Raw genomic sequence first — 23,709 nt, forward strand, 5'->3', positions numbered from 1 at the left:
AGCCGCCTCCGAGCGGACGCAGGCGCCATCGGCGGCGAGCGGCGCTGGACGCGTCCATTCGGCGATGGAGCTGTGGCATGCCTCCACTAGGCGTATGCGCCGCTCGATCGGGTCCGGCCTGCGCGGCTTGATCGGTATCGTCTATCCGCCGACCTGCATCGCCTGCCAGGCCGCGACCGGCGAGGCGCAGGCGCTGTGCCCGGCCTGCTGGCGCGGCATCGGCTTCATCGAGCGTCCCTATTGCGAGCGCCTCGGCACGCCGTTTCCCGTCGATCTCGGCAACGGCCTGCTGTCGCCGGCCGCGATCGCCGATCCGCCCGTCTTCGCCCGGGCACGGGCCGTCTGCCGCTTCGACGGCACGGCCCGCGAACTCGTCCATCGCCTGAAATACGGCGACCGCGTCGAGCTCTCGCTGACGCTGGGCCGGATGATGGCGCAGGCCGGACGAGAGCTCACCGCCGACGCCGATCTCGTCCTGCCGGTGCCTCTGCATCGGACCCGGCTCTGGCATCGGCGCTTCAACCAGGCCGCAGCACTGGCCCGGATCATCTGCCGCGAAACCGGACTGCCACTCGAAACGACAGCCCTGACCCGGATCAGGTGGACGCGCCAGCAGGTCGGGCTGACGCGCGCCCAGCGCGCCGAGAACCTGCAGGGCGCATTCCACGTATCGGCCGCGATGCGCCAGTGCGTCAAAGGCCGGCGCGTCCTGCTGGTCGACGACGTGTTGACCACGGGCGCCACGGTCAATGCCGCCTCGCGCGCCCTGCTGCGAGCGGGCGCCAGCGCCGTCGACGTGCTGACCTTCGCGCGGGTCGTGACGGATGGCCGTGAAATCACTACATGAGGGGTATCGCAACGAGAGACATGCCCTGATGCCGCCGGTCACGATCTACACCACGTCCTGGTGCCCCTATTGCAAGGCCGCCAAGGCGCTGCTGACACGCAAGGGCGTGGCTTTCACCGAGATCGATGTCGACGGCAAGCCGGAGCTGCGCCAGGCCATGACCGCCCGCGCCGGCGGACGCACCTCGGTGCCGCAGATCTTCATCGGCGAGCAGCATGTCGGCGGCTCCGACGACATCCATGCGCTCGATACCCGTGGCGAGCTCGACAAGCTGCTCGCCGCCTGACGCCGCCCCATTTGCCTTGGTGACACCCCGTCACCATCTATGATGCCATGATCCGCTACGCCCTCATCTGCGACACCGCCCATGAATTCGAAAGCTGGTTCGCCTCCTCGGCCAGCTTCGAGGAGCAGGCGAAGCGCGGCTTCGTCACCTGTCCCGTCTGCAACAGCGCCAAGGTCGAGCGCGCGGTGATGGCGCCCAATGTCGCGCGCACCGATCTCGGGCCGAAGGTGCCGGGGCCGGTGGCCGAGGCTCCCGCCTCGGCAGCCCCGGCGCCTGCGCCGGTCGCGTTGATGAGCGAGAAGGAACAGGCCTTTCGCGAGATGGTGACGGCCCTGCACCGGCATGTCAGTGAGAATGCCGAGCATGTCGGCCCGCGCTTCGCCGACGAGGCGCTGAAGATCCATCACGGCGAGGCGGAAGAGCGCCCGATCTATGGCGAGGCGACACCGGACGATGCCCGGATGCTGCATGAGGAGGGCGTCGAGTTCCTCCCCCTGCCCCGTCTGCCCGGCTCCGGGAATTGACGCGCGCTCGGCGCGGCTCCGATCACGAAACCGCGCTCGCGGCGACGCAAACATTACGGTTCCGGCAAGGAAAGAGACGCCGCCCGGACGAAAATTTTCAGCGCGACGTCCCGGCCTTTTTCGTTGTGTAACAAGGCGCTACCGACCCGGATTCGCCGGATGGGAGATGCGCCAAGGCACGTTACGCCGCCTCCCCCCTTCCGTCCCGGATTAACTTTCTGTTAAGGAATTCGCGGTTCCTTGCCGGCAATCCCGGTTTGCCGCCCTCGGCGATCACGGGTCCGGAACTCAGGAGGTTGCCGCATGAAGCGGACCGCGATCGCTGTGCTTGGTCTTCGTTCCGGTGAAAAAGCCCGGCATGGCAGCAAGGCGATCCCGCTTCTGATTGTGCTCGCGGCGCCGGTTCTCGGCGCCTGCAGCCTATCCCCGGTCGAGACGGCCGCGACCTCCGCTGCCGCTGCTCCCGCCACGAAAGAGCCCGCCAAGGCCCGCAGGCACGCGGTCACGCTGGCCAAGGCCGATCCACGCGAGAAGGAATGCCTCGTTCGCGCGATGTATTTCGAATCGAACCGGTCGAGCGAGTCCGGCTTGCTCGGCGTCGGCACCGTCGTGATGAACCGCGTCGAATCGGCGAAATATCCCGAAACGATCTGCGGCGTCGTCGGTGCCCCTCGCCAGTTCGCCACCGGCGTGCTGACCCGCCCGATGACGGACAAGGTCCTGCCAAAGGTCGAGGCCATCGCCGAGGACATTCTCAACGGCCGTCGCAACGAGGCTGTCGGTGCCGCCAAGCATTTCCACATGGCCGGCCTGCGCTTCGGCTACAACAACATGCATTACGTGACGGTGGCGGGCGGCAACGCCTTTTACGTGAGGGGCGAGCGCCCCGAGCGCCGTCGCATCGAGGAGCCGGCGATCCAGCTCGCCTCGGCCAGCACCATATCCGCGCCGCTCACGACCGCGTCCTCGTCCGCAACGACGGCGAGTTCCTTCGCCTCGGCACCGCTCGCCTTCGCGCCCGAGATGCCGGCGCCGCAGCGGCCGGCGCTCGAGACGCCCCTGGTCACGCTGATCAAGAACGCGCCGCTGCCGCCTGGCCGTCCGCTCGATCTCGACCTGCCCAAGGCGCCGTTGCGCGCCTTCGTCGCCCCGCCGAGGGACGACCGCCGCGTGGCGCTGCTGCAGGCCTCCGACATCCGGGGCAGCCTGCCCTCGCGATAAGCGTCTGGCCGAAGCCTCCGCAACCCTCGTCCTGAGAAGCAGCCGCTGGCTGCGTCTCGAAGGATGCTTCAGGAGGCTCCGGAGATGCCTGGAACATCCTTCGAGACGCCGCTTCGCGGCTCCTCAGGATAAGGGCTGAAAAACCGTGTCAGCCTAACGTCGCATAGGACATCGCCGAAGCTCTGGCGTTATCCTCGCCGCAGTGCAACATTCAGATTGCTCTGCAATACGGGGAGACGCCATGACCGCGACGGACAAGGGCGGCCGGGAAACGGCCCAGCGCGACAAGCCGTGGATCTTCCGCACCTATGCGGGCCATTCCGATGCGTCGGAATCCAACAAGCTCTACCGGACCAATCTCGCCAAGGGCCAGACTGGCCTCTCCGTCGCCTTCGACCTGCCGACCCAGACCGGCTACGACCCGGACCATGTCCTGGCCCGCGGCGAAGTCGGCAAGGTCGGCGTGCCGATCTCCCATCTCGGCGACATGCGGGCGCTGTTCGACCAGATTCCGCTGGCGCAGATGAACACCTCGATGACGATCAACGCGACGGCGGCCTGGCTGCTCTCGCTCTATATCGCCGTCGCCGACGAGCAGGGCGCCGACCGCAAGCTGCTGCAGGGCACGACCCAGAACGACCTCGTCAAGGAATACCTCTCCCGCGGCACCTATGTTTTCCCGCCGCGCCCCTCGATGCAGCTCACCACCGACATCGTCGTGTTCACGGCCAGCGAGCTGCCGAAATGGAACCCGACCAACGTCTGCTCCTACCATCTGCAGGAGGCCGGAGCCTCGCCGGTGCAGGAGCTTTCCTTCGCGCTGGCGACGGCCATCGCCCTGCTCGATTCGATCCGCGCCCGGCCGGAAGTGAGCGCTGAGGAATTCCCCGGCACGGTCGGCCGCATCTCGTTCTTCGTGAATGCCGGGATGCGCTTCGTCACCGAGCTCTGCAAGATGCGGGCTTTCGTCGAGCTCTGGGACGAGATCACGCTCGGCCGCTACGGCATCGCCGATGAGGCGATGCGCCGCTTCCGCTATGGCGTGCAGGTCAATTCGCTGGGGCTGACCGAGCCGCAGCCCGAGAACAACGTCTATCGCATCCTGATCGAGATGCTGGCGGTCACGCTATCCAAGAAGGCGCGTGCGCGCGCCGTGCAGCTTCCGGCCTGGAACGAGGCGCTCGGCCTGCCGCGTCCCTTCGACCAGCAATGGTCCCTGCGCATGCAGCAGGTGCTTGCCTATGAGACTGACCTGCTCGAATTCGGCGACATCTTCGACGGCTCGACCGTGGTCGACGCCAAGGTGGCGGCGCTCAAGGCCGCCGCGCTGGAGGAACTGGCGAAGATCGACGACATGGGCGGCGCACTCGCCGCCGTCGAGAGCGGCTACATGAAGCAGGCGCTGGTCGAGAACGGCGCACGCCGCATCGAGGCGATCGAGCGTGGCGAGCAGGTCGTCGTCGGCGTCAACAAGTTCACCAACAGCGAGCCCTCCCCGCTCTCCGCGGGCGACGGCGCCGTCGTCACCGTGCCGGATTCGGTCGAGACCGAGGCCATCGCCCGGCTCAAGGCCTGGCGCTCGGCCCGCGATGCGAAAGCTGCCGAAGCGGCGCTCGCGGAACTTGCCGCCAGCGCCCGCGAGAACCGCAACGTCATGCCGGCCTCGATCGCCTGCGCCAAGGCCGGCGTCACCACGGGCGAATGGGCGCAGACCCTGCGCGAGATATTCGGCGAGTATCGTGCGCCAACCGGCGTCGACACGACCAAGCTCGGCGACGCCACCGGCCTCGCCACCGCCAAGGCCGCCGTGGAGAAGGCGACCGAGCGCCTCGGCCGCGCCCCGCGCTTCCTCGTCGGCAAGCCCGGCCTCGACGGCCATTCCAACGGCGCCGAACAGATCGCCGTGCGCGCCCGCGATGCCGGAATGAGCGTCAGCTATGGCGGCATCCGGCAGACGCCGGAGGAGATCGTCAGCGAGGCCCGTGAGCAGCAGGCTGACATCATCGGGCTCTCGATCCTGTCCGGCTCGCATCTGCCGCTGGTGCGCGACGTCACAGCCCGCCTGCGCGTCGCCGGCATGGACGTGCCCGTCGTCGTCGGCGGCATCATCCCGCCCGACGACGAGAACGCTCTGCGCAACATGGGCGTGGCGCGGGTCTATACGCCGAAGGATTTCGCGCTGGACGGCATCATCGCCGATGTCGCCGGGCTCGCGGCGAAAGGGGGATAAGCCGCTGTCATCCCATGCGCGCTGCGGCACGAAAGTGCTGCTGCGCAGATGCGGGATCGTGCGCAGGAAAAGGCGCCCTCTTGTCACGCGGTCCCGTGTCTGCGGCGCATCGCTTCGCGCTGCACCGCGCACGGGATGACGCTTACACCATCCCCACGCTCTTCAATTGCTGATAGGCCTTCAGGATCTCCTGAAGCGTGCCCTCTCGCGAACGGTCGCCGCCATTGGCATCCGGGTGGAAGCGCTTCACCAGCTCCTTGTAGCGTGCCTTGATAGCCGCTGAATCGGCGGTGTCGTCCAGCCCGAGCGTGTCCAGTGCCTTGCGCGCGACGATGCCGACGCGCGATTCCGGCTGGGCCGCCTGCTGCTTGTTGCGGGCGCCGAACAGGTTGAAGGCATCGTGCATGTCGGCGCTGGCCTCGCCATTCGCCTTGCGTCCGCGCTGCGACATCCGCGCAGCCTTGGAATTGACGCCGAGCTTCCAGGTCGGCCGGTGGCCGATCTCCTCCTGCTTCTGGTAGGCGGCGAGCGCCTCGTCATCCATGCCCGCGAAATAATTGTAGGTCGCGTTATAGGCCTTCACATGGTCCATGCAGAACAGGAAGAACTGGCCCTCGCGGCCACGCCCCTTCGGCGCCCGGAACTCGCCGGCGCGCGCGCAGCCCGGATGGTCGCAACGCGGCGCGTCGCTTTCCAGCGGCGCCTCCGCCTCGGAAGCTCCGATCCTGATGCTATCGAAAAGGCGTGAGTTGATGTTCATCGTCGACGGGTTATGAGACGCAGGAGCTAGGGCCGGCAAGTGCAATGCAGCGCATCGCCGAACCAACGAACAATCATGGCAACGGTGGCGCGATCATGACCTCAATCGCCGAAAGAATCACGCGAAAGCTGACCGAGGCCTTTGCGCCACAGGAGCTGAAGGTGATCGACGAATCACACCAGCATCAGGGCCATGGCGGCTGGCGCGAAGGCGGCGAGACTCACTTCCGGGTCAATATCGTGTCGGAAGCCTTTTCCGGCAAGTCCCGGCTGGAGCGCCACCGCCTCGTCAATGCTGCGCTGGCGCAGGAGCTGGCGGATCGGGTGCATGCCCTGGCGATCGCGGCAAAGGCCCCCGGAGAGGGCTGAACCTCACGCCTGTTCCGGCGCGATCAGCTCGACCGAGGGAAAGTAAGTCCTGTAGCGCCGGACATCGCGCGTCAGCAGGCGCAGGCCCGCCACCTCGGCATGAGCACCGATGAAGAAATCCGGCAGAACGCCGGTGCGCAGCCCGCCCGCGGCTCGATAGCGCCGAAACGCCTTGCCGGCTGCAAACAAGGCCTGCCGCGACATCGCGTCGACGATGACACCAAAATCGCTGAGCATGGCATCGAGCGTTTCGACATCGTCAAAGCGGATCGAAAGCTCCGCATAGATCACATCGTTGACGAACAGCGCTCCGGTCGCCATCGCAGCGCGCAGCTGGCTTGCTGACCATGCGCCCCACTTCGGATCGCTGGTGATCAGGTCGAAGAAGATGTTGGAGTCGACGAGCGTCGCCATCATGGCTCCCCGCGCGACATCTCCATGATCTCGTCCGTGCTGGGACCGGGCCCGGCGATACCAACCCATTTTTGGAAGGGATCAGTGCTCCCCTTCCCGCCTACCTTCAGCAGAACCACCTTGCCGTCGGGCTCCACCCGGAAATCCACCGCATGGCCCGGCTTGATGCCGAGCCTGTCGCGCACGGCCTTGGGGATCGTGACCTGCCCCTTGCTGGTGACCGTCGTCGCCATTACAGCCTCCGTATTACTCTGGCACGAAAAGTAATACCTGCCGCATCTAGCGGCAAGGGAGATCGGCTGTCAGGGCTTCGGCCGCGCCGGCGACAGCGCGTAGACCACGACCGAGGCCAGCAGCAGCGCGGCGAAGGCCCAGTGCAGGTTGGCGAAGGTCGTGGCCGCATCGAGCCCGGCCGCGCGCTGCTCCGCGATGAACCAGCCGGAAACCGACTGAACCGCACCCGCGCCCGCGATGAAGAGGAAGTTCACGAAGGTCATGCCGCGTCCGATCAGATGCTCGGGGAAGAACTGCCGCGCATGCGCCATCAGGATCGCATAAGTGAAGCCGGCCGCCCCGACGAGCGAGAACAGCGCCACCGCCGTCAGATGCGATTGCTGGCCGCTGAGCGCCAGCGCGGCGAAGCCGAGCGCCGTCAGCAACGTGCCCCAGGTCACGATCGCCTTGGCGCGGCCGGTGCGGCTTTCGAGCCAGCCATAGATGAAGGCACCGGCGATCATCGCGGCCGCCATGATCGAGGCGGCATGGCCGGCGGAGACCGGATCAAAGCCGTGGACCTGCGTCATGAACGGCCCGATCCAGAGCCCGCGGGCCGTCGCGACGATCGCATAGCCGGTGATGGTCAAGGGCGCGATCAGCCAGAGCGGCTTGAGCGCCAGAATGCTGGCAAGCCCTTGCAGCAGGCCCTCGTCGGGTTGGGCCGAAGCCGGTCGTGGCGGCGGGTCGCGCACCAGCGCCACCGCCAGCACGGTCGCGACGAGGAAGCCGACCGCCATCGCCATCATCGCGCCACGCCAGCCGAAATGTCCGGCGGCGATGGCGAGCGGTGCCGCACCCGCGATATTGCCGAGCGAGCCCAGCGCGATGAACAGCGAGGTCAGCAGGCCGAAGCGCTCCGGCGCGGCATTGCGCGCGAACAGGAACAGCGAGGACATGAAGACCGGTGAGCAGCCGATGCCGATCAGTGCCATGGCGAAGGCAGCCATGGCCGCGCTGCCGGCCTGCGTGAACAGGAAGGCGCCGACGGTGCCGATCGCCATGGCGAAGGCCACCGTCCGGCGCGGCCCGAGCCTGTCGAGCGCCCAGCCGACCGGGAACTGCGCCAGCGCGAAGGCCATGAACCAGGCAGCGCCAAGCAGACCGAAGGCGGCCGGGCCGATGCCGAGATCGGCCATGACCGGCCCGGCGATCACGCTCAGGAAGGAGCGGTAGAAGATCGACAGGACATAGGCCGGAAGCAGCGCAATGAAGACGATCACGTCGGGAATTCCGCTTCTGCCGGCCGGCTTGGGGCTTACTTGATGCGTTCGAGCACGGAAACGTAGTTCGCGACCGCCGCCCCGCCCATGTTGAAGATGCCGCCGAGGCGCGGCTCGCTGAGCTGCATGCCCTCCGGCGCCTCGCCGGCAAGCTGCATGGCCGAGAGCACATGCATCGAGACGCCGGTCGCGCCGATCGGATGGCCCTTGGCCTTGAGGCCGCCGGAGACGTTGACCGGCAGCTTGCCGTCCTTCAGCGTCCAGCCTTCCTTGATCGCCCGCGCCCCGTCGCCTTCCTTGGTCAGGCCCATCGCCTCGTATTCGATCAGCTCGGCGACGGTGAAGCAGTCATGCGTCTCGACGAAGGAGAGATCGTCGAGCGTCACGCCGGCATCGGCCAGAGCCTTCTTCCAGGCCAGCGCCCCGCCCTCGAATTTCAGGATGTCGCGCTTCGACATCGGCAGGAAATCCTGGACATGGGCCATGCCGCGGAAGCCGACGGCGCGGCGCATCCTGAGCGCCGTCTCCGCGTCGGCCAGCACCAGCGCGGCGGCGCCGTCCGAGACCAGCGAACAGTCGGTGCGCTTCAGCGGGCCGGCGACATAGGGGTTCTTCTCGCTCTCCTCGCGGCAGAAGGCGTAGCCGAGGTCCTTGCGCATCTGGGCATAGGGGTTGTCGACGCCATTCTTGTGGTTCTTCGCCGCGATCATCGCGAGCGCGTCCGACTGGTCGCCATGGCGCTGAAAATAGGCCGCCGCGATCTTGCCGAAGACGCCGGCGAAGCCACCCTGCACCTCGCTATCCTCCGGCAGGTAGGAGGCCTTGAGCAGGTTCTTGCCGATCTCGGGACCCGGCGTCTTGGTCATCTGCTCGACGCCGACGACGAGCACGACCTTGGCCGCACCCGCCTTGATCGCGCGCACGCCCTGATGCACCGCGGCCGAGCCGGTGGCGCAGGCATTCTCGACACGAGTAGTCGGCTTGAAGCGCAGCGCCGGATCGGCCTGCAGCACCAGCGATGCCGTGAAGTCCTGCACCGAGAAGCCGGCGTTGTAATGGCCGAGCACGATCTCGTCGACATCGTCGGCAGTGATGCCGGCATCGACGAGGGCCTCGACCGCCACCCGCACGATCAGGCTTTCGACGGTCTCGGCATCCTGCTTGCCGAACGGTGTATGGGCCCAGCCGACGATCGCAGCGCTCATGGCGAAATCTCCCTTAATGTGCAGCTACACGTTATCTTGGCAGCCTTGAGCCGCCCGGCAAGCCGGTATCCGCGCATGGTGGCCGTGCACGGATCGGCTGGCGAGCTTTTCCCAGAACTAGCCGGCCCTCCTGATCACTGCAACGCCAGCGATAGCAGGAGCCCGACGCCGCCGACGATCATCGCCATGCCCAGCATCTCGCGCCGGCTGGTGCCCTCCGCGAACAGCTTGCGCGAGGCGATCTGCGCCAGCGGCACCTCGATCAGCGCCAGCGTGCGGACATTGGCCGCCGTCGTCAGCGAGAACCCGATGAACCAGAACTGCGACGCGGCCGCGCCGAGAAAGCCGGCCGAGAGCGAGCGGCGCCAGCTCTTCAGGCTGAGGATCAGGGCCTGCCGGTCGGCAACGAGCATGTAGACGACCAGCAGCAGAGTCTGGAGCCCGAGGCCGAGCACGAGGATGGTCGAGGCGCGGATCAGGAACGAGCCCTCCGGCAGGGCCTGGATGCCGCCACGGAAGCCGATCGCGGACAGCGCGAAGAAGGCACCCGAGACGATGCCGAACACAGCCGGCCGCAAGCCGGCGCGGGTCAGCTTCTCGCCGGGCTTCCACGACACCACGATCACGCCGGCCGTGGCGATGGCGATGGCGAGGAACTTCATCGGCGTCAGCGCGTCGCCGAGCAGCAGCGCGCCGAACAGCGCGACCTGCACCGGCTCCGTCTTGGTATAGGCGGTCGTCACCGCGAAGGAGCGCTCGCGCATCGCCGCCAGCATCAGCGCGGTCGCCGCGATCTGCGTCAGCGCGCCCCACAGCGTGTAGCCGAGCGAGGCCATGCCGATCGCCGGCGGCAGGCGCTGCAGGCCGAGGCAGGCGAGCGCCAGGAACAGCATTGCGAAGGGCAGGCCGAACAGGAAGCGCACCTGTGTCGCGCCGACGACGCCGATGATGTCGGTCAGTGAGCGCTGCGCCAGATTGCGCGCGGTCTGCAGGAGCGAGGCGGCGATGGTCGCCGGTATCCAGAGAAGGCCGAAAGCCACGCGACAAGCCTCGGAGAAACAAGAGAACCTTCCGCTTGTGGACCGGCCGCCGCAGCTAGGCAAATCGCTCCGCAGAGGGTAGGTATGCATTCTAGGGCGGACAAATGCGGCGGCCGTCTCGAAATTGCCGCATGCGTCGCGTTGAACCCTGCGCCGTCGTCACCGGCCAAGCTATCCGCAAGACCGCTCCGAACAAGACAGGTTCAGACCCGCCCGATGATCGCTTCCCGCCTCGCAGCCGCCGCTTTCGTCCTTGGCGCCGTCCTGACCGGATCGGCCTCGGCTGGGACGAGCCTCGTCATCGACGCCTCCAGCGGCGCCGTGCTGTCGAGCGAAAACGGAAGCCAGGCCTGGCGCCCGGCCTCCACCACCAAGATGATGACGCTCTATCTCGCGCTGAAGGCGATCCGGGAAGGGCGCCTTGGGCTGGAGACCGCGATACCGGTCTCGAAGCTCGCCGCAAGCCAGCCGCGCGTGAAGGTCTATGCCAAGCCGGGGTCGGAGATCACGCTCGACAACGCGCTGCGCATCATGATGGTCAAGTCGGCCAACGACATCGCCTATGTCGTGGCCGAGGGTGTCGGCGGCGACGTCCCGACCTTCGTCGCCATGATGAATGCGGAGGCGCAGCGCCTCGGCATGCGCGACACCCGCTTCGTCAATCCCAATGGCTGGGACCATCCGGACCAGCAGACTAGCGCCCGCGACCTCGCCGTGCTCGCCATGGCGCTGATGCATGATTTCTCGCAATACTCCGATTACTGGGGCACCTCGGCCGTGCAGCTCGGCAAGCAGGTGATGCACAACACCAACGGGCTGGTCGGCCGCTATTCCGGCATCGGCGGCATGAAGACCGGCTTCACCTGCGCCTCCGGCTTCAACGTCGTCGCGACCGCGAGCCGTGGCGGGCGCACGCTCATCGCCGTCGTGCTGGGCTCGACCTCGGGCACCGACCGCACGGTGAAGGCAGCCCAGCTCCTCGACGAGGGCTTCGCGGCCTGGGGCGGCTCCGGCTACAGCGTCTCCTCGATGCCGCCCAGCGGCGCCCGCGCCCCCAATATCTGCGACGAGGTCCGTAATCGCGGCGGCGGTGTCGCGCTCGCCGACGACGCCGATCTGTCCGGCCCGATCGCGGCCGCCGCTTCCGCCAACAGCGGCAACGATTCCGATGGCGGCCGCTTCGCGACGGCCTTCACCACCCAGTCGGCGGGCCCGGTCGCGACCCGCTCGCCGCGCGGCCGCGTCGTGCTCGGCCCGCGCGCCGAGGTGGTTCCGATGCAGGTTTCCTTCGGCCGCAGCCCCGGCTCCGCGTCCGCCCCGATCGCGGCCAACGCGACGGCGCAGCCGAGCTCGCGCGTCGCCCGCGGCACCCCGACCATCGCGCCGGAAGCCCCTGTTGCCGCCGGCCTCGTCGTGCCGCCGACCCGCCGCACCGCCTCGAGCAACGGCGCGATCCCGCGCGGCGCCAATGCCTTCGCGCCGGCGAATACGCCGGTCCAGCCCTCCAGCGATGCCTTCGAGTCCGGCCCGCTGCGTCTGCAGGGCGCCGTGCAGGCCGGTGCGGCCAATGCCGCGAGCCTGCGCCCCGGCGCGGCCGCCGGCATCAAGCCCACTGCGCGCAGCGCCAAGCCCGAGAAGGCGCAGGCGGCCAAGACCCAGCCGGCAAAGGCCCAGCCGATCAAGATCCCGCCGACGCGCGCCGTTCCGGCCAAGCCGAAGCCCTCCCAGGCTGCCGTGAAGCCCTCGACGGCCAAGCCGGCCGCCGGAGCCAAGGCTAAGCCCGCCAACGACGCCTGAGGCAGGATTGGGCGCTGGAGGCCCCGAGCGGGACCGCATGAGCGAGCGCCAGGGACTTGCTCTCGCGCTGGCTTCGGCCGCCGCTTTCGGCACCAATATCGTCAGCGCCCAGATCGCCGGGCAGGCCGGTCTGAGCGGCCCGCTCCTCGTCTTCTACCGCGTCCTGCTGATGCTCGCGCTCGTCGGCGGCGCGGCGCTCATCTGGCGCGGCTCGCTCGCCCTGCGGCGTGAAGAGCGCCAGCCCGTCCTGCTCTTCGGCCTAGCGACGGCACTGGTCGGCATCGCCTATCTCTCCTCGGTCGCCTTCGTCCCGGTCTCGGTCGCCGCCGTGGTGTTCTACACCTTCCCGATCCTGATCGTTCTGGCCGAGCCTTTGCTGACGCCGGCCCCCTTCCGCGCCGACCGGCTGGCCGTCGCGCTCGTCGCCTTCCTCGGCATCGCGCTGGTCGTCGGGCCGGACCTGCACGGGCTCGATCCGCGCGGGCTTGCTCTGGCCGGGCTGGCGAGCATCTGCGCCGCCGCCCAGTTCTTCGCCGCCGCCCGCTGCGCGGAGACACCGACCTTGCCCAAGCTGTTCTGGTCGCATGTCGTGATCCTGCCCGTCGCCGGGGCGGTGCTGCTGGCGACAGGCGGCTTCCTGCCGCCCCAGACCTTCCTGCTCGCGCCCATCGCCGTCGCCATCACCTATGGCGGCTATATCGTCGGTTTCCTGTTCCAGATCCTCGCGCTCGCCCGCGTCGCGCCCGGTCCTGCCGGCCTCGCCTTCTGCGCCGAGCCGGTCTTCGCCGTGATCATCGCCGCCTTCGTGCTCGCCGAGCGGCTGGGGCCGCTGCAATATGCCGGCTGCGCCCTTGTCATCGCCGCCATCGCCACTAATGTAATATTAGAACAAACGAGGCGGAGCGTCGTGCCTGCCTAAAGGCCTGCGATCCATGACCGGCGACCCTGCCCGCCCACAGCCCGTTCCGCTTTCCCTGCTCACCGGCTTTCTCGGCGCCGGCAAGACCACCTTGCTGAACCGCCTGCTCAAGGATCCGGCGCTCGTCGGCACACTCGTGCTCGTCAACGAGTTCGGCGAGATCGGCCTCGACCACCTGATGATCGAAGGCGTCGAGGAGAACATGATCCTCCTCGAATCCGGCTGCCTATGCTGCACGATCCGCGACGACCTCATCGTCACACTGGAGGACCTGCTGCGCCGGCGCGACAATGGCCGCATCGCGCCCTTCTCGCGTCTGGTCATCGAGACGACCGGGCTGGCCGACCCTGCGCCGATCCTCAACGTCCTGATCAATCATCCCTATCTCGCGATGCGCTTCCGGCTCGACGGCGTCGTCACGCTGGTCGATGCGGTCAACGGCATGGCGACGCTCGACGCGCATGAGGAAGCTCGTCGGCAGGTCGTCGCCGCCGATCGGCTCGTGCTGACCAAGGCCGAGCTCGCCGCGCCCGAAACCGTCGCGGCCCTGCGGCAACGCCTCGACAGCCTCAACCCCGGCGTCGCCATTCTGCCGCCGGGCGCGCCCGCCGCGGAGCTGATCGGCGCCGGGCTCTACGATCTTGCGAAGCAGCCCCATGCCCTGCGCCACTGGCTGGCCGAGGACGCCCTGCCCGGCCACCACCATCATGGCCACGATCACCACCATGGCGACCATCATCACCACGGGCACGATCACGCCCATGGGCAGGACCCGCACGACGTCAACCGCCATGACGCCTCGATCCGCGCCTTCGTCCTGACCGCCGAACAGCCGGTCGCCCGCACCACGTTCGAGCTGTTCTGGACCTTGCTGCGCTCGATCCACGGCCCGCGCCTGCTGCGGCTCAAGGGGCTGGTCGATATCGCCGGAGAACCCGGCCGGCCCCTGCTCGTCCACGCCGTCCAGCAGATTCTGCATCCGCCGATCCAGCTCGATTCCTGGCCGGATGCGGACCATCGCTCCCGCCTCGTCCTGATCGTCAGGGATATCGAGGAGGACACGGTGCGCAAGCTCTGGGCGGCCTTCCTCGGGCAGGCATCCGCACAACCGCAAACCGCCTGAGCCCGGCCCATTTCTTGAACCCGCCCCCCTGAGCCGCAAGGCGCGCCTGCGCGCCTTGCCATTCCGGCACAGCCATGCGCCGGAACGATCCAGGAAGGGTACGGGCAGATGAGCACGATCAGGGCTCTGGCGGCGACCGAGGGCAGCGCGGCAGCCCCCCTGCCAAACCTGCCGCCTCCCCATCCCGATGCGGCGATCTACAGCGAATTGAAGGCGCTCGGCGCTTGCTACTCCATCCGCCATGAATGGGCGGACCTTGCGAGCCGCGCGCTCGAAGCCAATCCCTGCCTCGAGCCGGGCTTCGCGCTGGCCGCCACGCAGCATCTCGTCTCCTTCCGCGACGCCGAACTGATGCTGCTCTGGCAGGGTGATCCGAGCTCGGAACAGCGCCAGCTCGTCGGGCTCGTGCCCTGCCGCACGCGCCGCCGCCTCCTTGCCTCCGACACGCTGGAAGGCTTCGCCGATCCGCGCCTGCTGAACGGCACGCCGCTGATCGACCGCACCCTCGCCGCTCCCGCGCTGAATGCCTTCCTGCGCGGCTGGCACGAGCACAGCGGCGTCTCCCACACGTTCTCGCTGTCGGGGATCGATCCGGCCGGCGCCTTCGCGGCCACGCTCGCGCGCGTTGCCGAGGGACATGGCGTCGCCGTCGGCTGGCAGCCGCTGGTCGGGCGGGCGCTCGAACTCCCGCCGACCGCCCGCATCGCCTCCTCCGACGAAACCTTGCGGGACAGGGGCCGTCTCGCCCTCGCCGAGGCCATGAACCAGACCGACAGGCGCGATGCCGTCGAGATCCTGCTGGCGATCGAGGCTTCCGGCTCGCGCGGCCGGGCCGGCAAGGCCACGCTGCAGGATACCCGCGAGGTCGGCTTCCTGCGCAGCATGAGCCGCGATCTCGGCCGGCAGAAGCTCTGCCGCATCGCCATTCTCGTGCTGGACGAGAGGCCGATCGCCGCCGCGCTCACGCTGGGAAAAGGCCCTTCCTGCTGGCTCTATCACGGCGTCGGCGACGAGGCCTATGCCGAGCTGGAACCCCTGCCGATGCTGCTCGCCATGATGCGCAAGGCGCAGCCCGCGCGGCAGATTCTCCTGCCCGGCGGGCTGCCGCTCTTCGGCGCCCGCGACGAGGCCTTCGGCATGATCAGCCTGACCCGGCGCCCGCAGCAGCGCGCGCGCCGGCCGGCCGAACTGGCCATTCACATGCGCGAACGCATGGCCCGCGCGCTGTTCAGGCCTCGGCCCGCAGAAGTCGACGGATGATCTTGCCGGTCGTCGTCAGCGGCAGCTCGTCGCGGAAGGCGATCTCGCGCGGATACTCATGGGCGGACAGCCGCGCCCGCACGAAGCTCTGAAGCTCGGAGACCAGGGCCTGCGAGCCGCCATGCCCGGGCTTCAGCACGACGAAGGCTTTGACGATCTCGGTGCGCAGCGGGTCGGGCTTACCGACCGCCGCCGCCAGCGCCACGGCCGGATGGCGCAGCAGGCAATCCTCGATCTCGCCCGGCCCGATGCGATAACCCGAGGAGGTGATCACGTCGTCGTCGCGGCCGATGAAGCGGACATAGCCGTCCTCGTCCTCGACGCCCTCGTCGCCGGTCGTCATCCAGTCGCCGACGAACTTGGCCGCCGTCGCTTCCGGATTGCGCCAGTATTCCAGGAACATCACCGGGTCGGGCCGTCTGACGGCGATCTGCCCCTCTTCGCCGGCCGCGCAGACCGAGCCGTCCGGCCGGATGATCGCGACCTCGTGGCCCGGCACCGCCTTGCCGATGTTGCCCGGACGGCTGACGCCGATCGCCGCGCTGGAGGCGAGCACGAGATTGCACTCGGTCTGGCCATAGGCCTCGTTGATGGTCAGCCCGAGCGCCTCGCGGCCCCATTCCAGCGTCTCGGCGCCGAGCGCCTCGCCAGCCGCTGCGACCGTGCGCAGGTTGAGGTTCCAGCGTCCCTGCGGACTACCGGCGCCGCGCATCATCCTGAGCGCCGTCGGCGGCACGAAGGCATTGCGGATGCCGAGATCCTGGATCAGCCGGTAGGCTTCCTCCGGCTCGAAGCGCGTCACTGGCCGCGCCACCACCGCGACGCCGAAATGCAGCGCCGGCAGCAGCATGTTGAGCAGCCCGCCGGCCCAGGCCCAGTCAGCCGGCGTCCAGGCGAGATCGCCCGGCCGCGGCATGAATTCATGCGGCATCTGCACGCCCGGCAGATGGCCGGGCAACACGCGATGGCCGTGCAGCGCCCCCTTCGGATTGCCCGTCGTGCCCGAGGTGTAGATCATCAGAGCCGGATCGTCCGGCGTGGTCTCGACCGGGGTGAAATCCGGGCGGCCCTCCGCCAGCAGCGCATCCCAGCCTTCGACCGCGCCATCGGCGCCGTCGGTGGAGATCCGCAGGCCGAGTTCCGGCAGCGGCTGAGTGATCTGACCGAGCTTCGCCAGCCCGCCAGCATTGGTCACCACGACCTTCGCAGCCGAGTCGGTCAGGCGGTAGGCCAGCGCATCGACGCCGAACAGGGCCGCCAGCGGCACGGCGATCGCGCCGAGCTTGTAGGCGGCCAGATGCGCCGTCAGCACGGCCCGCCCTTGCGGCAGCAGGATCGCGATGCGGTCGCCCCGACCAACACCGCGCGCGCGCAATGCATCGGCCAGTCGGTTGGAGTGCTCGCGCAGCCAGCCGAAGCTGACCGGCGTCACCTGCCAGTCCGTGGAGACTTCGATGATGGCCGGACGGTCGGGCTCAACCGCCGCCCAGCGGTCGCAGACGTCGACGGCAATGTTGTAGCGATGGGGAATGCGCCAGCGGAAGCCCTCGCGCAACGCGGCGTAATCAGTCAGGTCTGGCAGGATCAAGATAGGTGTCCGGTGGGAGGCGCGGCACGATAGGCAGGCCGTTCCCCCCTGTCACCCGCGTCTTGCGTATCATCTCCCAGCGTAACGATGCGCTCAGAACATGCGTTCGGCCGCCGGCGGCAGATAGGCGTCGGTGAAGGCGTCTCCCGCCCGCGCCCTGTCCCGGAACGCGCCCGCCAGAGCAAGCTGGCCCAGCGCCTGCGTCCAGCGTTCGCTGTCGATCCCGCCCAGCCCGTGTGCCCGGACATAGGGCGTCAGGACGTTGCGCTCGATCACGGCCGCGAGCTTGTCGCGCTCGACCTCGACCTGGGCGCTTTCGTTGCGGCGCAGGACGAACTGCGCCCCGGCGCCCGGATTGACGGCGACATCGCGGATGCCGCGCATCACGGCGCGGACCAGCCCGCGCACCGCATCCGGCTTGCTCGCGAGGAGCTTTCCGGAGACGATCACGGCGCTGCCATAGAGCAGGAGGCCATACTCGGCCATTTCCATCAGCACGATATCGTCGCCCGGCACGCCGCGCGCCTTCAGGGAAACGGCGGTGGAGGGACCGAAGGCGAAGAGCGCATCGATCTCGCCGGAGGCCAGCATCGGCTCGCGCACCGGCAGGCCGATGGTCTCGATCCTGATCTTGCTGTCGTCGATCTTGTTGAGGCTCTTGAACAGCGGCCACTGCGCGAAGCTGGCATCGATGCTCGCGGTGCCGAGCTTGCGGCCTTCGAGGCTCGTCGGTGCGGTGGTGATGCCCCGGCTCTTGCGGCCGATCAGGGCGTAGCCCGGCCGGTCATGGACGATCATCACCGCCTTGAGATCGGAACTCGGGTTCTCGTCGCGGAAGCGGATCAGCGCGTTGATGTCGCCGAAACCGGCATCCTGCGCACCCGATGCCAGCCGCTGCAGCATGGCGCGCGCGCCATTGCCCGGCTCGATCACGACATCGAGCCCCTCGGTGCCGAAATAGCCCTTGTCCTGCGCGGCGAGGAAAGGCGCCGTCAGCGCGTCGAAGCGCCGGTCCAGCGCGAAGCGGACCGCCGTGCTGCCCTGCGCGCGCGCAGCCCCCGCTCCTCCTGCACAGGCTGCCACGGCCCCGGCCACCAGCCGTCCGAAACCGCGTCGGCACAGCATCGAGGAACGGGCGGGCGAAGCGATCGGCATGTCTGGCCTCCGGGCGCCATGCTGTCTGGGGCACGGCATGTCCGTGCGTCCAGCCTTCCTGACATCATAAAATGTTGAAATGCCGTCAACGTGACGGAAGTTCCGTTGCGATTTCGGATTGCACCGGCCCTTGTCTTTCCTTGGAAGACAAGCCTGCGCCATTCTCGCAGCCGATCGTTCCTGATCCCTCCTGCAAACGAATGAGGGGCCAGAAGGCCCCTCGTCGCATCGCCTCGATTTCGGATGGAACGCCCTCAGGCGGCGCGGTAACGCGACAGCCAATGCGCATAGGGCGCCGGCAAGGTGGCCCAGGCCGGGTTCTCGACGCCCAGCGCCTGTGCCGCCGCATAGGGCCAGTGCGGATCGGCCAGCAGCGGCCGGCCCAGCGTCACCAGATCGACCTTGCCTTCCCGCACCAGTGCGTCGGCCTGCTCGGGCTTGCTGATATACCAGCTCGTCGAGGCCGGCAGGCCGGTCTCGCGGCGCACCCGCTCGGCGACCGGCCCCAGGAAGGCCGGGCCCCACGGGATCTTTGCCTCGGTGGTCGAGAAGCCAACGCTGACATCGATGAAATCGAGCCCTTCGGCCTTGAAGCGCTTCACCAGCTCGATCGCTTCGGCGAGCGTCTCCTCGTCGCGGCCGTCATATTCGATCACGCCGAGCCGGGCCGAAAGCGGGCGGTTCTCCGGCCAGACCTTGCGGACGGCGGCCAGCGTCTCGATCAGGAAGCGGCTGCGGTTCTCGAAGCTGCCGCCATAGGAATCGTCACGCTTGTTGGCGTGCGGCGACAGGAAGTTCTGCGCGAGATAGCCATGGGCGAAATGCAGCTTCAGCCACTGAATGCCGATATCGCGGGCACGCTCCGCCGCGGCGACGAAATCGTTCCGCACGCGCTCGATATCGGCTGTCGTCATCGCGCGGGGAACGCGCGGCAGCCCGCCGCCATGCGCCACCGCCGACGGGGCGATCGTCTCCCAGCCGCGCTCGTCATTGGCCGGGATATGGTCGTCGCCCTCCCAGGGCAGGTTGGCGCTGGCCTTGCGCCCGGCATGGCCGATCTGGATGCCGGCAACCGCGCCGGCCTTGCGCATCTCGGCGACGATCGGCGCCAGCGCTTCGGCCTGCCCATCGTTCCAGAGCCCGAGGCAGCCGGGCGTGATCCGCCCTTCCGGCGAGACGCCGGTCGCCTCGATCACCACAAGGCCGGTGCCGCCACGCGCCAGCCCGGCGAGATGCGCCCGGTGCCACTCATTGGCGACGCCATCCTGCGCCATGTACTGGCACATCGGCGAGGCGATGATGCGATTGCGAAGGGTGACGTCCTTCAGGCTGAAGGGATCGAACAGGCCAGGCATGATGCGGCTCCAGGCGGGTGGGTTTCTATATTTCGATAATTCGATAATTCGATATTTTTCGAATTTTGGCAAGTTCAAAACCCTGTGATAAGCTGCCGCCCATGCGCCACGCCCGCCTGCCCGCCTCCGAAGAGATCGCGCTCGAAGACGTCTTCCACGCGCTGAGCGACCCGTTCCGGCTCGAAGTCGTGCGCCGGCTTGCGGTCGAGGGCGAGCAGAGCTGTCAGGCCCTGGAGGGCGACCGGCCGAAGTCGAGCGTCTCCCATCATTTCCGTGTGCTGCGCGAGGCCGGTCTGATCCGCACCCGCAACGAGGGCGTGACGCGGATGAACGCGCTCCGCCGCGACGATATCGAGCAGCGCTTCCCCGGCCTGCTCGCCTGCGTCGTCCCCAAGTCGAACGATTGATCGCCTCCCGGTTCCGCTTCGCGGGCCGCCGTCCTATGCTCGCGGCATGAGCCTTCCCTACCGTCCCAATGTCGGCATCGCCCTGTTCAATGCGCAGGGCCTCGTCTTCGCCGGCCGCTCGCATAGCGCCGGTCCCGAGATCGTCCTGCCCGGCTTCGACTGGCAGATGCCGCAGGGCGGCATCGATCCCGACGAGGACATCGTTGCCGCCGCCCGCCGCGAGCTGGAGGAGGAAACCGGCGTCATCCAGGCCGAGCTGCTTGCGGTGACCGAAGACTGGTGGAGCTACGATTTCCCACCCTATGACGGTCCCTGGCACAAGCTCTCCGCCTTCCGGGGCCAGCGCCAGCGCTGGGTCGCCTTCCGCTTCACCGGCAGCGAGGGCGCGATGGATATCGGCAAGCCTAATGGCGACGAGCCGCCGGAATTCAGCGAATGGCGCTGGAGACCGCTCGCCGAGATGCCGGATCTGGTCGTGCCGTTCAAGCGGCCGGTCTACGAGAGGGTGGCGCAGGCGTTCGCACAATTTGCGCGTTGAACCGGCTCGTCATTCTCGGGCGAAGCGCAGCGCAGACCCGAGAATCTCGTGACGAGAAGGAGCAGGAGCCTCACCCGGCATGAGATGCTCGGGTCGAGCCCGAGCATGACGCAAGTGTCGGCAGCCAACGAAAAAGGGCCGCTTGCGCGGCCCTTTCCAAATTCCAAAGCTCAGGCGCGGATCACGCCGCCTTGCGCTGCTCGAAGACGTGCTTGAACTCGCGCAGCTGCACCAGCGTATCGTGCAGGCGCTTCTTCTCGTCGTCATTATGCGAGCCGGCGAGACGGGTCTCGGCGGTCAGGATCTCGGCATCCAGAACGGCGGTATCGACGTCCTCGATGAAGCGGCCCTGCTCGGCCAGGATCGTCGTCGACGCCTGGTTGATCTCGACGAGGCCACCGTTGACGAAGAATTCCTTGCCGTTGTTCTCGGTCGTCTGGACGAAGACGATGCCGGCCTTGAGCGTCGCGACGAGCGGCGCGTGGCCCGCGAGCACGGTCATCTCGCCCTCGACCGAGGGGACGATGACGCTGACGACGTCGCCCGAGAACAGGATACGCTCCGGCGAGACGAGTTCGAACTTGAAGGTGGCCATCGTTTCATTCTCCCCGGCTCGTCATGGCCGGGCTTGACCCGGCCATCTCGGAAACCAGCGGTTTCTGGTCATGAGATCCCCGGGCAAGCCCGGGGATGACGCATTCGGTCGCTTACGCGGCCTCGGCGGCCAGGCGCTGCGCCTTCTCGACGGCTTCGTCGATCGAGCCGACCATGTAGAAGGCCGCTTCCGGCAGGTGGTCGTACTTGCCCTCGACCAGGCCCTTGAAGCCCTTGATCGTGTCCTCGAGCGGGACGAGCTTGCCGGGCGAGCCGGTGAAGACTTCCGCGACGAAGAACGGCTGCGACATGAAGCGCTCGATCTTGCGGGCGCGCGCCACGGTCAGCTTGTCGTCTTCCGAGAGCTCGTCCATGCCCAGGATCGCGATGATGTCCTGCAGCGACTTGTAGCGCTGGAGGGTCTGCTGAACGCGGGTCGCGACCTCGTAATGCTCCTCGCCGACGATGTCGGCCGAGAGCATGCGCGAGGTCGAGTCGAGCGGGTCGACCGCCGGGTAGATGCCCTTTTCCGCGATCGAACGCGACAGAACGGTACGCGCGTCAAGGTGAGCGAACGAGGTGGCGGGCGCCGGGTCGGTCAGGTCGTCCGCCGGGACGTAGATCGCCTGCACCGAGGTGATCGAGCCCTTGTTCGTGGTGGTGATGCGCTCCTGCAGGTTGCCCATGTCGGTGGCGAGCGTCGGCTGATAGCCCACCGCCGAAGGGATACGGCCGAGCAGCGCGGACACTTCCGAGCCGGCCTGCGTGAAGCGGAAGATGTTGTCGACGAAGAACAGAACGTCCTGACCCTTGTCGCGGAAGTCCTCGGCGATGGTCAGACCGGCGAGAGCGACGCGCATGCGGGCGCCCGGGGGCTCGTTCATCTGGCCGTAGACCAGGGCGCACTTGGAGCCAGCGGTCGAACCGTTGTTCTCCTTGGGGTTCTTGTTGACGTTGGACTCGATCATCTCGTGATAGAGATCGTTGCCCTCACGGGTGCGCTCACCGACGCCGGCGAACACGGAGTAGCCGCCGTGGGCCTTCGCGACGTTGTTGATCAGCTCCATGATCAGCACGGTCTTGCCGACGCCGGCGCCGCCGAACAGGCCGACCTTGCCGCCCTTGGCGTAAGGCGCCAGCAGGTCGACGACCTTGATGCCGGTGACGAGGATCTGCGCCTCGGTCGACTGCTCGGAATAGGCCGGGGCCGGCTGGTGGATGCCGCGGGTGGCGGAGGTCAGGATCGGGCCGGCCTCGTCGACCGGCTCACCGATGACGTTCATGATGCGGCCGAGCGTCTCGTCGCCGACCGGAACCGCGATCGGGGCGCCGGTATCGGTGACCGACTGGCCACGGACCAGACCTTCGGTCGAGTCCATCGCGATGGTGCGGACGGTGTTCTCGCCGAGATGCTGGGCGACCTCGAGGACGAGGCGGTTGCCGAGGTTGTCGGTCTCGAGCGCGTTCAGAATCTCCGGCAGGGCGCCGTCGAACTGCACGTCGACGACGGCACCGATGACCTGGGCAACGCGGCCGGTGCCGGTGTTGGCGGGCTTCTCGGTGGTCTTCTTGGTGGTCTTGGTAGCGGCTTTGGCCATGGCGGAACCTCGGGACTAGCGCATTCGGATGTGACGGCAGCCGGCGGCTTGCGCCACCGGCGAAGATTAGGCGGTTAGAGCGCTTCCGCGCCGGAGATGATCTCGATCAGTTCCTTCGTGATCATCGCCTGGCGCGAGCGGTTGTAGATCTGCGTCTGCTTCTTGATCATCTCGCCGGCGTTGCGCGTGGCGGAATCCATCGCCGACATGCGCGCGCCCTGTTCGGAAGCGGCGTTCTCAAGCAGCCCGCGCAGGACCTGGACGGTCAGGTTGCGCGGCAGCAGCGCTTCCAGGATCTCGCCCTCGTCCGGCTCGTAATCGTAGACGGCGTCGGTCTGCTTCGTGCCTTCCGGGATTTCGGCCGGGATGATGCGCTGCGCGGTCGGGATCTGGGCGATCACCGAGCGGAAGCGCGAGAAGAACAGCGTCGCGACGTCGAACTCGCCATTGCCGAAGCGGGCCAGCACGTTCTGGGCGATCGCCTCCGCATTGGCGAAGCCGACCTGCTTGAACTCGCGCAGGTCGATGAACTCGATGATCTCCGCGGCGAACTGGCGACGCAGGATATCGTAGCCCTTCTTGCCGACGCAGATGATCTTGACCGTCTTGCCCTCGGCCTTCAGCGCATTCGCCTTGTCACGGGCGAGGCGCGCGATCGAGGAGTTGAAGGCGCCGCACAGGCCGCGCTCGGCGGTCAACACCAGCAGCAGATGCACCTTGTCGGAGCCCGTGCCGGCGATCAGGCGCGGCGCGCTCGACCCGGACACGCCGGAAGCGAGGTTCGACAGCACCGTCTCCATGCGCTCGGCATAGGGACGCGCGGCCTCGGCGGCCGTCTGCGCCCGGCGCAGCTTCGCAGCCGCGACCATCTGCATGGCCTTGGTGATCTTCTGCGTCGACTTCACCGAAGCGATGCGATTGCGTAGGTCCTTAAGGGACGGCATCCGATCTTGATCCCCTACCCGTCAGCCGCCTGTCTGCGGC

The 23,709-nt window shown here is 67.9% G+C and carries 24 protein-coding genes; 12 read left to right on the forward strand and 12 right to left on the reverse strand.

Translation table 11 applies throughout. The features are described from left to right. Positions 1–94: 94 nt before the first annotated feature. From WFK61_RS06435 to WFK61_RS06455, 5 genes are all read left to right on the forward strand, one after another. Complete coding sequence (locus tag WFK61_RS06435; protein ID WP_336810826.1) at positions 95–847, forward strand: ComF family protein; 753 nt, start codon at positions 95–97, stop codon at positions 845–847. A 28-nt stretch (positions 848–875) separates the two neighbouring features. Continuing rightward, the gene (grxC, locus tag WFK61_RS06440) at positions 876–1,133 is read left to right on the forward strand and encodes a glutaredoxin 3 (protein WP_336810717.1); all 258 of its coding nucleotides are present in this window, start codon (positions 876–878) and stop codon (positions 1,131–1,133) included. A 47-nt stretch (positions 1,134–1,180) separates the two neighbouring features. Next, positions 1,181–1,657: a DUF1178 family protein gene (locus WFK61_RS06445; protein WP_336810718.1), complete on the forward strand. Its 477-nt coding sequence runs from the start codon at positions 1,181–1,183 to the stop codon at positions 1,655–1,657. A 303-nt stretch (positions 1,658–1,960) separates the two neighbouring features. After that, complete coding sequence (locus WFK61_RS06450) at positions 1,961–2,878, forward strand: cell wall hydrolase (RefSeq protein ID WP_336810719.1); 918 nt, start codon at positions 1,961–1,963, stop codon at positions 2,876–2,878. Positions 2,879–3,119: 241 nt separating this feature from the next. Then, on the forward strand, positions 3,120–5,108 hold the full coding sequence (locus WFK61_RS06455) for a protein meaA (protein WP_336810720.1): 1,989 nt from the start codon (positions 3,120–3,122) through the stop codon (positions 5,106–5,108). Positions 5,109–5,250: 142 nt separating this feature from the next. On the opposite strand, the gene WFK61_RS06460 is transcribed toward WFK61_RS06455, so the two are convergent. Then, positions 5,251–5,868, reverse strand: coding sequence for a J domain-containing protein (locus WFK61_RS06460; RefSeq protein WP_336810721.1), 618 nt, complete (start codon positions 5,866–5,868; stop codon positions 5,251–5,253). A 95-nt stretch (positions 5,869–5,963) separates the two neighbouring features. Between WFK61_RS06460 and WFK61_RS06465 the strand changes: the two genes are divergently transcribed. Further along, positions 5,964–6,236 (forward strand): BolA family protein, encoded by a 273-nt coding sequence (locus WFK61_RS06465; RefSeq protein WP_336810827.1) that lies wholly within the window; start codon positions 5,964–5,966, stop codon positions 6,234–6,236. A 3-nt stretch (positions 6,237–6,239) separates the two neighbouring features. Here the strand turns inward: WFK61_RS06465 and WFK61_RS06470 are convergent, their stop codons facing one another. From WFK61_RS06470 to WFK61_RS06490, 5 genes are all read right to left on the reverse strand, one after another. Then, positions 6,240–6,650 carry a type II toxin-antitoxin system VapC family toxin gene (locus WFK61_RS06470; protein ID WP_336810722.1) on the reverse strand — a complete coding sequence of 137 codons (411 nt, stop codon included), beginning with the start codon at positions 6,648–6,650 and terminating at the stop codon, positions 6,240–6,242. Beyond that, positions 6,650–6,883 carry an AbrB/MazE/SpoVT family DNA-binding domain-containing protein gene (locus WFK61_RS06475; protein ID WP_336810723.1) on the reverse strand — a complete coding sequence of 78 codons (234 nt, stop codon included), beginning with the start codon at positions 6,881–6,883 and terminating at the stop codon, positions 6,650–6,652. Before WFK61_RS06475 ends, WFK61_RS06470 begins: the two co-directional genes overlap by 1 nt. 69 nt (positions 6,884–6,952) lie before the next feature. Further along, positions 6,953–8,146, reverse strand: a complete 1,194-nt coding sequence (locus tag WFK61_RS06480; protein ID WP_336810724.1) for an MFS transporter — start codon at positions 8,144–8,146, stop codon at positions 6,953–6,955. A gap of 35 nt (positions 8,147–8,181) precedes the next feature. Continuing rightward, positions 8,182–9,351: an acetyl-CoA acetyltransferase gene (locus WFK61_RS06485; protein ID WP_336810725.1), complete on the reverse strand. Its 1,170-nt coding sequence runs from the start codon at positions 9,349–9,351 to the stop codon at positions 8,182–8,184. A 134-nt stretch (positions 9,352–9,485) separates the two neighbouring features. Beyond that, on the reverse strand, positions 9,486–10,391 hold the full coding sequence (locus WFK61_RS06490; RefSeq protein ID WP_336810726.1) for a DMT family transporter: 906 nt from the start codon (positions 10,389–10,391) through the stop codon (positions 9,486–9,488). Positions 10,392–10,607: 216 nt separating this feature from the next. Here WFK61_RS06490 and WFK61_RS06495 point away from each other — a divergent pair, with 216 nt between their 5' ends. The 4 genes from WFK61_RS06495 (at position 10,608) to WFK61_RS06510 (ending at position 15,490) form a co-directional block, all read left to right on the forward strand. Then, positions 10,608–12,188 (forward strand): serine hydrolase, encoded by a 1,581-nt coding sequence (locus tag WFK61_RS06495; RefSeq protein WP_336810727.1) that lies wholly within the window; start codon positions 10,608–10,610, stop codon positions 12,186–12,188. A 37-nt stretch (positions 12,189–12,225) separates the two neighbouring features. Continuing rightward, the gene (locus tag WFK61_RS06500) at positions 12,226–13,107 is read left to right on the forward strand and encodes a DMT family transporter (RefSeq protein WP_336810728.1); all 882 of its coding nucleotides are present in this window, start codon (positions 12,226–12,228) and stop codon (positions 13,105–13,107) included. Between the two features lie 13 nt (positions 13,108–13,120). Further along, positions 13,121–14,230, forward strand: a complete 1,110-nt coding sequence (locus WFK61_RS06505) for a CobW family GTP-binding protein (protein WP_336810729.1) — start codon at positions 13,121–13,123, stop codon at positions 14,228–14,230. A gap of 108 nt (positions 14,231–14,338) precedes the next feature. Continuing rightward, the gene (locus tag WFK61_RS06510) at positions 14,339–15,490 is read left to right on the forward strand and encodes a GNAT family N-acetyltransferase (RefSeq protein WP_336810730.1); all 1,152 of its coding nucleotides are present in this window, start codon (positions 14,339–14,341) and stop codon (positions 15,488–15,490) included. Here WFK61_RS06510 and WFK61_RS06515 read toward each other — a convergent pair. The 3 genes from WFK61_RS06515 to WFK61_RS06525 form a co-directional block, all read right to left on the reverse strand. Further along, complete coding sequence (locus tag WFK61_RS06515) at positions 15,459–17,075, reverse strand: AMP-binding protein (RefSeq protein ID WP_336810828.1); 1,617 nt, start codon at positions 17,073–17,075, stop codon at positions 15,459–15,461. The two genes, WFK61_RS06510 and WFK61_RS06515, sit on opposite strands and share 32 nt — an antisense overlap. Positions 17,076–17,171: 96 nt before the next feature. Next, positions 17,172–18,233, reverse strand: a complete 1,062-nt coding sequence (locus WFK61_RS06520) for an ABC transporter substrate-binding protein (RefSeq protein ID WP_336810731.1) — start codon at positions 18,231–18,233, stop codon at positions 17,172–17,174. Positions 18,234–18,487: 254 nt separating this feature from the next. After that, entirely contained in the window at positions 18,488–19,588 is a 1,101-nt protein-coding gene (locus WFK61_RS06525) for an NADH:flavin oxidoreductase/NADH oxidase (RefSeq protein WP_336810732.1), read from the reverse strand. A 101-nt stretch (positions 19,589–19,689) separates the two neighbouring features. On the opposite strand from WFK61_RS06525, the gene WFK61_RS06530 reads away from it, so the two are divergent. Next, positions 19,690–19,995: an ArsR/SmtB family transcription factor gene (locus tag WFK61_RS06530; RefSeq protein WP_336810733.1), complete on the forward strand. Its 306-nt coding sequence runs from the start codon at positions 19,690–19,692 to the stop codon at positions 19,993–19,995. Positions 19,996–20,041: 46 nt separating this feature from the next. After that, positions 20,042–20,533 (forward strand): RNA pyrophosphohydrolase, encoded by a 492-nt coding sequence (locus WFK61_RS06535; RefSeq protein WP_336810734.1) that lies wholly within the window; start codon positions 20,042–20,044, stop codon positions 20,531–20,533. A gap of 181 nt (positions 20,534–20,714) precedes the next feature. Here the strand turns inward: WFK61_RS06535 and WFK61_RS06540 are convergent, their stop codons facing one another. The 3 genes from WFK61_RS06540 to WFK61_RS06550 all read right to left on the reverse strand — a co-directional run bounded on the left by WFK61_RS06540 (position 20,715) and on the right by WFK61_RS06550 (position 23,669). Then, positions 20,715–21,128, reverse strand: a complete 414-nt coding sequence (locus WFK61_RS06540; protein ID WP_336810735.1) for a F0F1 ATP synthase subunit epsilon — start codon at positions 21,126–21,128, stop codon at positions 20,715–20,717. Between the two features lie 112 nt (positions 21,129–21,240). Next, on the reverse strand, positions 21,241–22,725 hold the full coding sequence (gene atpD, locus WFK61_RS06545) for a F0F1 ATP synthase subunit beta (protein WP_336810736.1): 1,485 nt from the start codon (positions 22,723–22,725) through the stop codon (positions 21,241–21,243). 74 nt (positions 22,726–22,799) lie between these two features. Then, complete coding sequence (locus WFK61_RS06550) at positions 22,800–23,669, reverse strand: F0F1 ATP synthase subunit gamma (RefSeq protein ID WP_306222610.1); 870 nt, start codon at positions 23,667–23,669, stop codon at positions 22,800–22,802. Positions 23,670–23,709 lie beyond the last annotated feature (40 nt).

This window comes from Allobosea sp. MMO-172 (assembly GCF_037147855.1).
Taxonomy (GTDB): Bacteria; Pseudomonadota; Alphaproteobacteria; order Rhizobiales; family Beijerinckiaceae; genus Allobosea.

What these genes read in the sequence shown, in the direction of transcription:
- WFK61_RS06460 (WP_336810721.1), bottom strand. Translation starts at nt 5,868, where the DNA reads ATGAACATCAACTCACGCCTTTTCGATAGCATCAGGATCGGAGCTTCC.
- atpD (WP_336810736.1), bottom strand. Translation starts at nt 22,725, where the DNA reads ATGGCCAAAGCCGCTACCAAGACCACCAAGAAGACCACCGAGAAGCCC.
- WFK61_RS06500 (WP_336810728.1), top strand. Translation starts at nt 12,226, where the DNA reads ATGAGCGAGCGCCAGGGACTTGCTCTCGCGCTGGCTTCGGCCGCCGCT.
- WFK61_RS06530 (WP_336810733.1), top strand. Translation starts at nt 19,690, where the DNA reads ATGCGCCACGCCCGCCTGCCCGCCTCCGAAGAGATCGCGCTCGAAGAC.
- WFK61_RS06520 (WP_336810731.1), bottom strand. Translation starts at nt 18,233, where the DNA reads ATGCCGATCGCTTCGCCCGCCCGTTCCTCGATGCTGTGCCGACGCGGT.
- grxC (WP_336810717.1), top strand. Translation starts at nt 876, where the DNA reads ATGCCGCCGGTCACGATCTACACCACGTCCTGGTGCCCCTATTGCAAG.
- WFK61_RS06550 (WP_306222610.1), bottom strand. Translation starts at nt 23,669, where the DNA reads ATGCCGTCCCTTAAGGACCTACGCAATCGCATCGCTTCGGTGAAGTCG.
- WFK61_RS06510 (WP_336810730.1), top strand. Translation starts at nt 14,339, where the DNA reads ATGAGCACGATCAGGGCTCTGGCGGCGACCGAGGGCAGCGCGGCAGCC.
- WFK61_RS06475 (WP_336810723.1), bottom strand. Translation starts at nt 6,883, where the DNA reads ATGGCGACGACGGTCACCAGCAAGGGGCAGGTCACGATCCCCAAGGCC.
- WFK61_RS06470 (WP_336810722.1), bottom strand. Translation starts at nt 6,650, where the DNA reads ATGGCGACGCTCGTCGACTCCAACATCTTCTTCGACCTGATCACCAGC.
- WFK61_RS06450 (WP_336810719.1), top strand. Translation starts at nt 1,961, where the DNA reads ATGAAGCGGACCGCGATCGCTGTGCTTGGTCTTCGTTCCGGTGAAAAA.
- WFK61_RS06485 (WP_336810725.1), bottom strand. Translation starts at nt 9,351, where the DNA reads ATGAGCGCTGCGATCGTCGGCTGGGCCCATACACCGTTCGGCAAGCAG.
- WFK61_RS06465 (WP_336810827.1), top strand. Translation starts at nt 5,964, where the DNA reads ATGACCTCAATCGCCGAAAGAATCACGCGAAAGCTGACCGAGGCCTTT.
- WFK61_RS06505 (WP_336810729.1), top strand. Translation starts at nt 13,121, where the DNA reads ATGACCGGCGACCCTGCCCGCCCACAGCCCGTTCCGCTTTCCCTGCTC.
- WFK61_RS06435 (WP_336810826.1), top strand. Translation starts at nt 95, where the DNA reads ATGCGCCGCTCGATCGGGTCCGGCCTGCGCGGCTTGATCGGTATCGTC.
- WFK61_RS06455 (WP_336810720.1), top strand. Translation starts at nt 3,120, where the DNA reads ATGACCGCGACGGACAAGGGCGGCCGGGAAACGGCCCAGCGCGACAAG.
- WFK61_RS06495 (WP_336810727.1), top strand. Translation starts at nt 10,608, where the DNA reads ATGATCGCTTCCCGCCTCGCAGCCGCCGCTTTCGTCCTTGGCGCCGTC.
- WFK61_RS06525 (WP_336810732.1), bottom strand. Translation starts at nt 19,588, where the DNA reads ATGCCTGGCCTGTTCGATCCCTTCAGCCTGAAGGACGTCACCCTTCGC.
- WFK61_RS06535 (WP_336810734.1), top strand. Translation starts at nt 20,042, where the DNA reads ATGAGCCTTCCCTACCGTCCCAATGTCGGCATCGCCCTGTTCAATGCG.
- WFK61_RS06445 (WP_336810718.1), top strand. Translation starts at nt 1,181, where the DNA reads ATGATCCGCTACGCCCTCATCTGCGACACCGCCCATGAATTCGAAAGC.
- WFK61_RS06540 (WP_336810735.1), bottom strand. Translation starts at nt 21,128, where the DNA reads ATGGCCACCTTCAAGTTCGAACTCGTCTCGCCGGAGCGTATCCTGTTC.